Annotated in this window: 1 protein-coding gene and 1 pseudogene; both read right to left on the bottom strand. The window is 72.4% G+C overall.

Features of this window, described 5'->3' with window-relative positions; genetic code table 11:
* The coding region (locus FHS37_RS38750) for a Gfo/Idh/MocA family protein (protein ID WP_184830022.1) at positions 1-1046 on the bottom strand (1046 nt) is incomplete at its 3' end.
* Positions 1047-1114: 68 nt separating this feature from the next.
* Positions 1115-1441: pseudogene (locus FHS37_RS38755) on the bottom strand (sugar ABC transporter substrate-binding protein); the annotation flags it as partial.

Consider the following 1441-nt stretch of genomic DNA (forward strand, 5'->3'; position numbering starts at 1 on the left):
AACGTGTGCTCGTACCCCAGACCATGACCCGGCGGCCACCACGCCTCCAGGTAAGGATGCTCCGGCTCGGTGACCAGGATGCGACGGAAACCGGCCGTCTCGGCCGGCTCCCGATGGTCGTGGAAGGACAGCTCGTTGAGCCGCTCCAGGTCGAACGCGAGCGAACCGAACTCGCCGTTGATCTCCAGCCGCAGGGTGTTCTTGCGTCCCGACGCCATCCGGGTCGCCTCGAACGTGGCGAGCGCCCCCGAGGAGAACCGGCCGGTGAAGACGGCCGCGTCGTCGACCGTGACCGGCCCGCGCCGGGTGCCGCCGGAAGCGGTCAGGCCGGCGGAGGCACCGTCGGGACGGGGGCGTTCCCTGACGAAGGTCTCCATCTGGGCGGAGACGCCTACCAGCACCTCGCCCACCAGGTACTGGGCGAGGTCGACGATGTGCGCCCCGAGGTCGCCGAGCGCCCCCGACCCCGCGTGCTCCCGCTGCAGCCGCCAGGTCAGCGGGAACTCCGGGTCCACCAGCCAGTCCTGGAGGTAGGTGACCCGGACGTGGCGGAGCGCGCCGAGCCGGCCGTCGGCGATGAGCCGGCGTGCGTAGGTGAGGGCGGGCACGCGCCGGTAGTTGAAGCCCACCATCGCCACCTGCCCGCGGGCACGGGCCGCTTCGGCGGCGCGGACCATGGCCTCCGCCTCGGCGACCGAATTGGCCAGGGGCTTCTCGCACAGCACGTGCTTGCCGGCCTCCAGCGCGGCGATCGCGATCTCGGCGTGGCTGTCGCCGGGGGTGCAGATGTCGACGAGGTCGACGTCGTCCCGTTCGACCAGGGCACGCCAGTCGGTCTCCGCCGCGGCCCAGCCGTGCCGGTCGGCCGCCGCCCGCACGGCGTGCGGGTCGCGGCCGGCGATCGCGGCGAGGACCGGCCGCCGCGGCAGGTCGAACACGCGCCCCACGGTGCGCCATCCTTGTGAGTGGGCGGCGCCCATGAACGCGTACCCGACCATGCCCACGCCGAGTGCCGGCGGCTCGGTCCGGCCGTCCCTCTGTTCCATACGGATTCCTCCTCGTCGGAGTGTCACTGACTCATCGCTGTGTTGCCGGGGCCCGGGGCCCGGACCGGTCAGATGAAGCCGGTCGGCAGGTACTGGTCGACGTTGTCCTTGTCGACGACGGCCGAGTAGAGGGTCAGCGAGGACGGGATCTCGAACTCGGCGAGACCGCCGACGCCCTTGCCCTGGCCGAGGGCGCGGGCGAGGTCGATGGCGGAGGCGGCCATCGTCGGCGGGTACAGGACGGTCGCCTTCAGGACGCCGTTGTCGGCCCTGATGGCGTCCATCGCGGACTTGGCACCTGCTCCGCCGACCATCAGGAACTCGTCGCGGCCGGCCTGCTCGATGGCGCGCAGCGCGCCGACGCCCTGGTCGTCGTCGTGGTTCCACAGGGCGTC

It is taken from the genome of Streptomyces griseomycini (assembly GCF_014203535.1).
In the GTDB taxonomy this organism is placed as follows: Bacteria; Actinomycetota; Actinomycetes; order Streptomycetales; family Streptomycetaceae; genus Streptomyces; species Streptomyces griseomycini.